6 protein-coding genes are annotated in these 9,407 nt (G+C 69.9%); 4 read left to right on the top strand and 2 right to left on the bottom strand.

Features of this window, described 5'->3' with window-relative positions; translation table 11 throughout:
- Both ACWEKM_RS37310 and ACWEKM_RS37305 read right to left on the bottom strand, forming a co-directional pair.
- On the bottom strand, positions 1-1,076 hold a 1,076-nt coding region (locus tag ACWEKM_RS37310), incomplete at its 3' end, for a glycosyl hydrolase 2 galactose-binding domain-containing protein (RefSeq protein ID WP_451625721.1).
- Positions 1,077-1,156: 80 nt separating this feature from the next.
- The gene (locus ACWEKM_RS37305) at positions 1,157-2,134 is read right to left on the bottom strand and encodes an acetylxylan esterase (protein WP_451625720.1); all 978 of its coding nucleotides are present in this window, start codon (positions 2,132-2,134) and stop codon (positions 1,157-1,159) included.
- Between the two features lie 239 nt (positions 2,135-2,373).
- Between ACWEKM_RS37305 and ACWEKM_RS37300 the strand changes: the two genes are divergently transcribed.
- From ACWEKM_RS37300 to ACWEKM_RS37285, 4 genes are all read left to right on the top strand, one after another.
- The gene (locus ACWEKM_RS37300; protein ID WP_451625719.1) at positions 2,374-3,693 is read left to right on the top strand and encodes a Gfo/Idh/MocA family oxidoreductase; all 1,320 of its coding nucleotides are present in this window, start codon (positions 2,374-2,376) and stop codon (positions 3,691-3,693) included.
- A 17-nt stretch (positions 3,694-3,710) separates the two neighbouring features.
- Positions 3,711-4,676, top strand: a complete 966-nt coding sequence (locus tag ACWEKM_RS37295) for a LacI family DNA-binding transcriptional regulator (protein ID WP_451625718.1) — start codon at positions 3,711-3,713, stop codon at positions 4,674-4,676.
- 271 nt (positions 4,677-4,947) lie between these two features.
- Positions 4,948-6,201 carry a glycoside hydrolase family 5 protein gene (locus ACWEKM_RS37290; protein ID WP_451625717.1) on the top strand — a complete coding sequence of 418 codons (1,254 nt, stop codon included), beginning with the start codon at positions 4,948-4,950 and terminating at the stop codon, positions 6,199-6,201.
- 145 nt (positions 6,202-6,346) lie between these two features.
- Positions 6,347-9,382 (top strand): alpha-mannosidase, encoded by a 3,036-nt coding sequence (locus tag ACWEKM_RS37285; protein WP_451625716.1) that lies wholly within the window; start codon positions 6,347-6,349, stop codon positions 9,380-9,382.
- The last annotated feature ends 25 nt before the right edge of the window (positions 9,383-9,407 follow it).

The following is a 9,407-nucleotide window of genomic DNA, read 5'->3' as shown; positions in this document are numbered from 1 at the left end:
AGCAGGTTGACATGGGCGCCGAGGGCCTGGTCGATGCGGTGGGCGAGGCGTTCGCGGGTGATCCGGGTGAGGAAGTGGTCGTCCGGGATCCAGTTGACGCCCTTGACGAAGACCGGCAGGCCGTTGACGACGACGGTGAACGGAGTGCCGATCTCGTCCGGTGTGACATCGACGGTGATCGTGCGGAAGCCGATGCGGCGGGCGGCGCTGTCCACAAGAGCGCCGTCGCTGTCGCGCAGGTCCGCGCTCAGGTCGTACAGCGGCTGGTCCCCGTATCCGACCGGCCACCACCGGGCCACGTCCGGGACGTCCAGCGTGACGACGGCGGATGTCTCACCGGCCGGGACGGCGACATGCGCCTCACGACCGGCGACCTGAACGGCCAGCACCAAGTCCACCGCGGCGTCGTCCCCCGCGCGCTCGATGTCGGCGTGCAGTTCGACCCGTCCGGTTCCCTCGTCCGTGACGGTGACCAGGGGGCGCACCGCCGCGAGGCGCGCGGTGGTCCAGCGCTCCAGCCGGACGGGCTTCCAGATACCCGCCGTCTGCAGGTCGGGCCCCCAGTCCCAGCCGAAGCTACAGGCCATCTTGCGGACCGTGTTGAACGGGTGCGGGTAGTTGTGCGGGCGCCCGATCTCACCCGCGATCTCCTCGGCGTACTCCAGCGCCGACCGGAAGGAGACAACGATCTCATTGGCTCCGGTCCGCAACGCGGAGCGGGCGTCGAACCGGTAGGAGCGGTGCATGTTCGCCGTGAAGCCCAGCTGCCGCCCGTTGAGTTCGACGACGGCCACGGTGTCAAGACCGTCGAAGACCAGGTCGACGCGTTCGCCCGCGGCCGGGGCCACCGCATCGAAGGTGAGCGCGTAGCGCCACCCCGCGCGATGCGTCCAGGCCAGTTCCTCCTCGGCCCGGTCGAGATAGGGATCGGGGATGAGCCCGGCGGCGAGCAGGTCGAGGTGGGCGCTGCCGGGAACCTGTGCCGGCACCACTTCGCCCCTGATGTGCGCGGGCACCGGCCCCGTGGCGGCCGACAGCCGCCAGCCGTCGTGCAGGGCTTGTCGGGACTGGGACATCGTGCGAACTCCTGTAGGTGGGTGGACGGGCGGGCGCACTGCTCGTCGGCACTGCCCGGGTCGGGTGTCTCGCGCGGACGTCAACCGTCCGCTCGGGCAAGCCACTTCAGCTGCGCCAGGCGGTGGTCGCCGGCGCCGCCCTCATGGCCGTTCCACGGATAGACCTCGATGGACTTCTCCGGGTGTGCCCAGTGGTTGTAGGAGGCGAAGACCGTCGAGGGCGGGCAGATCGAGTCCATCAGCGCCACCGAGTACAGCGCGGGGCAGTCGGCCCGCGCCGCGAAGTACCTGCCGTCGACGTAGGACAGCGTGCGGAAGACCTGTTCGTCCGTGCCGCGCCGGGTCTTCAGGAATCGGACGATCTCCTGATAGGGGTCGCTGTCGGTCATCTCCAGCGCGCGGCGGAAGTCCGTGAGGAACGGTACGTCGATGAGCGCGGCGGCCACGTCGTCGCGCAGTCCGGCCACCGCTGTGGCGATGCCGCCGCCCTGGCTGGCACCGCTGACATACACCCGGTCGGGGTCCACGGCGGGATGGCTCCTGGCGGCGTCCACGGCCCGCACGGCGTCCGTGAAGACCCGGCGGTAGTAGTAGTGCTCCGGCGCGAGGATGCCTCGTGTCAGGAAGCCCGGACTCTGCGGGTCGGTGCCGCCGTGGGGGTCCGCGGTGACGCCGGCGTGGTCACCGCCCGACGCGCCTTGACCGCGGGTGTCCACGACGAACACGGCGCGCCCCGAAGCGGGCCAGAGCAGATGGTCGTGCGGCATGCCGCGGCCCCGGTGGTACCCGACGTGGACCACGACGCAGGGCACCGGTCCCCGGATGTGTGCGGGGATGATCAGCCAGCCGGACACGCGGTTCCCGCCCCAGCCCGCGAACGACCCGTCGTACACGTCGACTTCGCTCAGGGCCGCGTCGTACGCACTGAAGTCCGGTGCCAGGTCGTGGGCCGCGGCCTCGTCCAGTGTGCTCTTCCAGAAGGAGTCGAAGTCCTCGGGCTCTTCACCCTCGGGGCGGTAGGTGCACAAGTCGGCCAAGGGCATGTCGGACAGGGCCATGCAGATCTCCCAGAGGTGTCGGCCAGGGTGCCGTACCGAGCCGGAAGGAACACCTCGCGAAGGCTTCCTGACTCTCCTCGGAGGTTGACCCTGCAAGCTCTGCACGCGCTTGCACAATATGCACGACCCGGCATCTCCGTCCACTGCCCAGCGCAATAAACCCCAGCCATTTCTCCCTTGTTCCACCTCTTGACCGCAATGCAAGCGCATGCAAGCGTTGCGTCAGAAGGAGGTGAGCGATGCCCACCCACACACGTGTCGCCATCGTCGGCACCGGCAGTCGCGCCCAGCAGTTCACCGAAGGACTCGCTCAGCGCGAGCACATCGAGGTCGCCGCCCTCTGCGACCCCAACCCCGTACGTATGGCGCACCACAACCAGTTGCTGGCCGCCGCCGGGCGGCCCTGGGCCCGCACCTACGGCCCCGACCGCTTCGAGGAACTGCTGCGGGCCGAGCGCATCGACACCGTGGTCGTCACCACCGTCGATGTGCTGCACGACCTGTACATCGTCCCGGCGCTGCGGGCGGGTTGCCGGGTCGTGACCGAGAAACCCATGACCACCGACGCCGAGCGTTGCCGACGCATCCTCGACGCCGTCGACCAGACCGGCAACGACCTGTCCGTGGCGTTCAACTACCGCTTCAACCCCGTGCACGAGCTGGTTCACCGGGAGCTGCGCGGCGGGGCGATCGGCGATGTGCTCTCCGTGCACTTCGAGTGGCTGCTGGACGTCCGCCACGGGGCCGACTACTTCCGCCGCTGGCACCGCGAGAAGGACCGGAGCGGCGGCCTGATGGTGCACAAGTCCGGCCACCACTTCGATCTCGTCAACTGGTGGCTCGGGGCCCGGCCGCAGCAGGTCTTCGGGATGGGCCGGCTCGGCTTCTACGGCCGGGAGAACGGCGAGCGCACCGGCTACCGCCGCGACTACGAGCGCGCGCACGGTTCGTCCGCGGCGGCGGACGACCCCTTCGCCCTGCATCTGGAGGACAACGAGGGGCTGCGCGCCCTGTACCTGGACGCCGAGCACGCCGACGGCTACCACCGCGACCGGAACGTCTTCGGTGACGGCATCACCATCGAGGACGACATGGCGGTCCTCGTGCGCTACGACACCGGCGCCACCATGTCCTACCACCTCACCGCCTACTCGCCCTGCGAGGGCTACCGGGTGATGTTCAACGGCACCGGCGGACGGCTTGAGCTGGAGGTCGAGGAAAGCGCCTGGCTGCCGCCGAACACAAAGCTCACCTCGGCGAAGGGCGCCGTGCACGGCGACACCGCGCTGGTGAACGCGGGGGGGCCACGGGTCCTCGTCCGGCCGTTGTGGCAGCCGCCTCGGGAGGTCGAGATCCCGGAGTTCGATCACACCGGGCACGGCGGCGGAGACGCGCGGATGCTGCGGGCGCTGTTCGACGGCGAGAAGGACGAGGACGGTGCCGCGGCGACCGCCACGGCGGTGGACGGGGCATACGCGCTGGCCACCGGACTTGCCGCGAACGCGTCCTTCGACCATGGTGACCCCGTGAACATCGACGACGTGGTCCGCATCAAGTGAACGTCACCATGGCCGACGTGGCACGTGAGGCAGGGGTGTCCGCATCCACCGTCTCGCGTGTCTTCAGCCTGCCGCACACCGTCCGCGCCGACACCCGGGAACGGGTGCTCGCGGTCGCCCGGCGGCTGGACTTCGTGCCGAACCGTGCGGCCAGCTCACTCGCCCGCGGTCGTACGAAGACCCTGGGCCTGCTGGTGCCGAATGTGGTCAACCCGTACTACGCGGAGATCATCAAGACCGTGCAGTACCGGGCCCGCAGCAAGGATCACGCACTGTTTCTGGCAGACACCGGCGACGATCCGGCCGACGGTTTCCGACTGGCGCAGACGATGGCCCGGCAGACCGACGGACTGCTGCTCGCCGGCCCGCGGATGACCGACGCCATGGTGCACGAGCTGGCCGACGCCGGTCCGGTGGCGCTGATCCGTACCCGGCTACCGGACGTGGACTGCGCGTACGCGGAGCTGGCGACCGGCATGCGCCAGACGGTCCGGCACCTGGCGGCGCTAGGCCACACCCGGATCGTGTACGTCAACGGAACGGTCGCCGCCCGCACGGACGGTCACCGGTCGCCGGTGCAGGAGGCGTGCGACGAGTACGCCGTGGAACTCGTCGAGCAGCTGGGCCCCTTCGACCTGAGCTACGACAACGGGGTGGCGGCGGCGGACCTGGTGCCCACCAGCGGTGCGACCGCGATCATCGCGCACAACGAGATGGTGGCGCACGGTGTCCTCGGCGGTCTGAGTCGCCAGGGCCGGTCCGTGCCAGGGGACTTCAGCCTGGTCACGGTCGACGACACCTTCATGGCACGTACGGTCCATCCGGCACTCACCGCTCTGCACGTCCCCATCGATGTGATGGCGGCCCGCGGCGTCGACCTGCTCCTCGAACGGATCGAGAACCCGCACGGCAAGGCCCGGCACGCCGCACTGGCGACAAGCCTGGTGGTGCGTGCCTCCACGGGGCAGCCGAGCACGCGGTAACACAAGTACCGGGCGGTACGCCCACAGCCCCGTCTCCTTCTCCCGCGGCCTGAGCCGAGCCGCATGCGCTCCGGACGCCGCGTTCCCCCCCATGCCTGACGCCTCCCCCCACGTTCGAAGGGCATCCTCATGAACCGCCTCACCGTGAATTCCCCATGCCTCGTCCGCCCCGGCCGGGTCAAGCGCGCCGCCACAGCGGCGTGGTGCTCACCCTGACCGCCGACGCCGCACTGATCACAACGGCCGACATCACCAAGGAGGAGGACGGCCTGTGAACATCACGGCAAGAGTTTTGACGATCGCGTCCGCCGCGCTACTCGCGGCGACCGGGATCACAGCCACCGCAAGCACGGGGACCGCCCAGGCGGAATCGACGCAGGAGGCCGCGAGTGCGGCACTGCTGCCGTCCGGGTATCTGAGCACGGTCGGAAGTCAGATCGTCGATCCGACGGGCAAGCGGGTGCGTATCGCCTCGGTCGCCCTGCACGGCAACTCCCGTCTCGACCAGACGGAGATCGTCAACCAGGACGCACCGCTGGCCGGGCTGGACGCCAATATGAAGGCCATTCGCGACGCGGGCTTCAACACGGTGACGCTCGCCTGGAGCGACGCCAGCCTGCACGACAGCAACGCGGCCGCCTATCTGGCGGGCCTCGATGCGGTCGTCGCCGCGGCCAAGAGCCATCTCCTCAAGGTCATCCTGAATCACCACAACGACGAAGGAGTGGCGGGCAACGGCAACTGCCTTGCCCAGCAGGGCAACGGACTCTGGTACGACAAGGGGCCCGGCACCGACGGCACGGACGGCTGCGGCACGACGGGCACGGTCACCCAGGAGTCGTTCCTCGCGGACTGGAAACTGCTCGCCACCCGGTACAAGGGCAACGACACCGTCATAGGCTTCGACCTGCACAACGAGCCCCTGGCCTACACCGGCCAGAGCACCTGGGGCGACGGCGGCGTCACCGACATCCACAAGATGTACACCACCGTCGGCAACGCCTTGCAGGCCATCGACCCGGGCGTGCTGATCATCTGTGAAGGGCCACAGAACTACGGCGGTTCCTTCGCCGGTGGCTCCGGAGTCAAGGCGCCCGAAGGCGATCTCACCGCCGTGCGTGACACGCCGGTGGTGCTGTCCGACGCCAACGGCGGCAGGAAGCAGATCGTCTACTCGATTCACGAATACCCGTACTCGGTCGCCCACATCGACCCCGACAGCGGTGTCGAGGCCGTCAAGCGGTACAACGCGGTCTGGGGTTACCTGGTGAAGGAAAACATCGCTCCGGTGTGGATCGGCGAGGCCGGCGCCCCGATGGACAGCAGCGCCGACAAGGCGTGGGCGGACACGCTCACCTCGTACGTCAACGGCGGACAGGGAGCCAACGGCGGGCCCACCTTCTCCGGCACCGAGCGGGGCATCGGCGTGACGTACTACGTCTGGGACACCCAGGGACTGGGTGCGCTCAACAGCGACGGAACGCTCAACCAGCCCAGGTACGCGGTGTATTCGCAGTGGCGGTGAGCTGACCGCCACGCTCCTTCGGCCCGGATCCCATGGCGGGCACGGCGCCTGCCGCGCCTGCCGCGCGCCTGCCGTGGGGTCCGGGCCCCTCGCACCCTCTTACGCGTGTTCTCTTTCACTCTCCCCACCCCTGCCAGGAGCCACCATGCACGACGACCGCAGGCTGGTCGAGGGCCGCCTCAAGCGCGTACTCGACGAACGCATCCGTCCCGCCGTACATCCCGCCGGTGTTCCGCTGGAGGTGAGCGTCTGGACCGCGCCGGACGAACCGGTGCCCGTGCGGGAGGGCCTCGACGCCCCGCGCACGCCCATCGCCGTCGGCGACGCCTGGGGTGCGCCCTGGGGCACCAGTTGGTTCACGGTCCACGGCACCGTCCCCGAACAGTGGCGGGGCAGGACCGTGGAGGCGCTGCTGGACCTGGGCTTCGACGAGCGCATGCCCGGCTTCCAGTGCGAGGGCCTCGTGTACCGGCCCGACGGCTCGGCGGTCAAGGGGCTCAATCCGCGCAACCAGTGGGTGCGGATCGGATCCCCGGTGGCGGGCGGCGAACAGGTGGAGCTGCACATCGAGGCCGCCTCCAACCCGGTCATCCTCCAGCCCCACCCGTTCCTGCCCACCGACCTCGGGGACAAGGAGACCGCGGGCACCGAGCCGCAGTACCGGCTGGGCCGGATGGATCTGGCCGTCTTCGACCAGAGGGTGTGGGACCTCGTCCTGGACCTGGAGGTGCTCGGCGAGCTGATGGCCGAGCTGCCGATGGAGGCGCCGCGCAGATGGGAGATCCTGCGCGCCGTCGACCGCGCGCTCGACGCCCTGGACCTACAGAACGTGGGCGGCACCGCGGAGCGGGCCCGCAAGCGGCTGGCCGGGGTGCTGGCGGCGCCGGCCGTGCCGTCCGCGCACCGCATCAGCGCGGTCGGTCACGCGCACATCGACTCCGCCTGGCTGTGGCCGCTGCGCGAGACCGTCCGCAAGGTGGCCCGCACCACGGCCAACATGACCTCCCTGCTGGAGGCGGAGCCCGACTTCGTCTTCGCCATGTCCCAGGCACAGCAGTACGCCTGGCTCAAGGAGCACCGCCCGGAGGTGTACGCCCGGCTCAAGGAGGCCGTCGCGGAGGGCCGGTTCGTGCCGACGGGCGGCATGTGGGTGGAGTCGGACACCAACATGCCCGGATCGGAGGCGATGGCCCGCCAGTTCGTCCACGGCAAGCGGTTCTTCCTCGACGAGTTCGGCATCGACAACGACGAGGTGTGGCTGCCCGACACCTTCGGCTTCGCCGCGGGCCTCCCGCAGATCATCAAGGCGGCCGGGTCCAAGTGGCTGCTCACACAGAAGATCTCCTGGTCGCAGACGAACAAGTTCCCGCACCACACCTTCTGGTGGGAGGGCATCGACGGCACCCGAATCTTCACCCACTTCCCGCCCGTCGACACCTACAACGCCACACTGGCCGGTAGCGAAATCGCCCACGCCGCACGGAACTTCAAGGACAAGGGCCACGCCCGTCACTCGCTGGCCCCCACCGGCTGGGGCGACGGGGGCGGCGGCACCACCCGCGAGATGATCGGCAAGGCGGCCCGGCTGCGCAGCCTGGAAGGCTCGCCCACCGTCCGGTGGGAGGCACCCGCCGACTTCTTCGCCAAGGCCGAGGCGGAGTACCCGCACGCGCCGGTGTGGGTGGGCGAGCTGTATCTGGAGCTGCACCGCGCCACGCTCACCAGCCAGGCCAGGACCAAACAGGGCAACCGGCGGGGCGAACACCTGCTGCACGAGGCCGAACTGTGGGCGGCCACCGCCGCCGTACGCGCCGGATTCCCCTATCCCTACGAGGAGTTGGACCGGATCTGGAAGACGGTGCTGCTGCACCAGTTCCATGACATCCTGCCCGGCTCCTCGATCGCCTGGGTGCACCGCGAGGCGGAGCGCACGCATGCGGCGGTGAGCGAGGAGCTGAACGCGATCGTCACCTCCGCCCAGCGGGCGCTGGCGGGCGAGGCGAGCGGCGGGGAGCTGGTCTTCAACGCCGCCCCGCACTCCCGCGGCACGGTCCCCGCGGGCGGAGCGGCCCCGGCGCCCCCGGCAGCGGACGGCTGCTCGGTGACGCCTCGGCCGGACGGCGGATACGTACTGGCCAACGGCCTGGTGCGGATCGCCGTCGACGAGCGCGGGCTCGTCGTGTCCGCCGTCGACGTCGACGCGGACCGCGAGGCGATCGCGCCCGGCACGACGGCGAACCTGCTCCAACTGCACCCGGACTTCCCCAACGAATGGGACGCCTGGGACGTCGACGCGTTCTACCGCAACACCGTCACCGACCTGACGAGCGTGGACGAGATCGCGGTGGCGGCCGAGGGCCCCGACGCCGTCGCGGTACGCCTGCGCCGCTCCTTCGGTTCCTCCACGGTGACCCAGACCCTCACGCTGGCAGCCGGCGGCAAGCGACTGGACATCGACACGGAGGTGGACTGGCACGAGACGGAGAAATTCCTCAAGGTCGCCTTTCCCCTCGACATCCACACCGACCGCTATGCCGCCGAGACCCAGTTCGGCCACCTGTACCGGCCCACGCACACCAACACCAGTTGGGAGGCCGCCAAGTTTGAGGCGTGCAACCACCGGTTTGTGCATGTGGAGGAGCCCGGCTGGGGTGTGTCCCTGGTCAACGACTCGACCTACGGCCACGACGTCACCAGGACCGTGCGCGAGGACGCGGACACGCCGGGCACCACGACGACGGTCCGAGTGTCCCTGCTGCGCGCGCCCCGGTTCCCCGACCCGCACACCGACCAGGGAGTGCACCGCTTCCGGCACGCCCTGGTGCTCGGCGCCCGGATCGGCGACGCCGTGCGCGAGGGGTACCGGATCAACCTGCCCGAGCGGCGGGTCCCCGGCTCCGCCGAGGTCCGGCCGCTGGTCACCGTGGCCGACGAGGCGGCGGTGATCAGCGCGGTCAAACTGGCCGACGACGGCAGCGGCGACGTGGTGGTCCGCCTGTACGAGTCCGAGGGCGCCCGGGTACGGACCCGGCTGAGCGCGGGCTTTTCCGTGGCGCGGGCGCGGACCTGTGATCTGCTGGAACGGCCCCTGACGTCCCTTGATCCGTCCGGCGATCTCATCGAACTGACGCTGCGCCCGTTCCAGTTGATGACACTCAGGCTCTCCAGGCACACCTCCTGAACCGCATCCGCAGCGCACCGTCCCG

The sequence above is a fragment of the Streptomyces sp. NPDC004752 genome (genome assembly GCF_053601275.1).
The sequence above is the reverse complement of the archived record's forward strand: the minus strand, read 5'-3'. Positions and strand labels throughout refer to the sequence as shown.

What these genes read in the sequence shown, in the direction of transcription:
- ACWEKM_RS37285 (WP_451625716.1), top strand. Translation starts at nt 6,347, where the DNA reads ATGCACGACGACCGCAGGCTGGTCGAGGGCCGCCTCAAGCGCGTACTC.
- ACWEKM_RS37300 (WP_451625719.1), top strand. Translation starts at nt 2,374, where the DNA reads ATGCCCACCCACACACGTGTCGCCATCGTCGGCACCGGCAGTCGCGCC.
- ACWEKM_RS37305 (WP_451625720.1), bottom strand. Translation starts at nt 2,134, where the DNA reads ATGGCCCTGTCCGACATGCCCTTGGCCGACTTGTGCACCTACCGCCCC.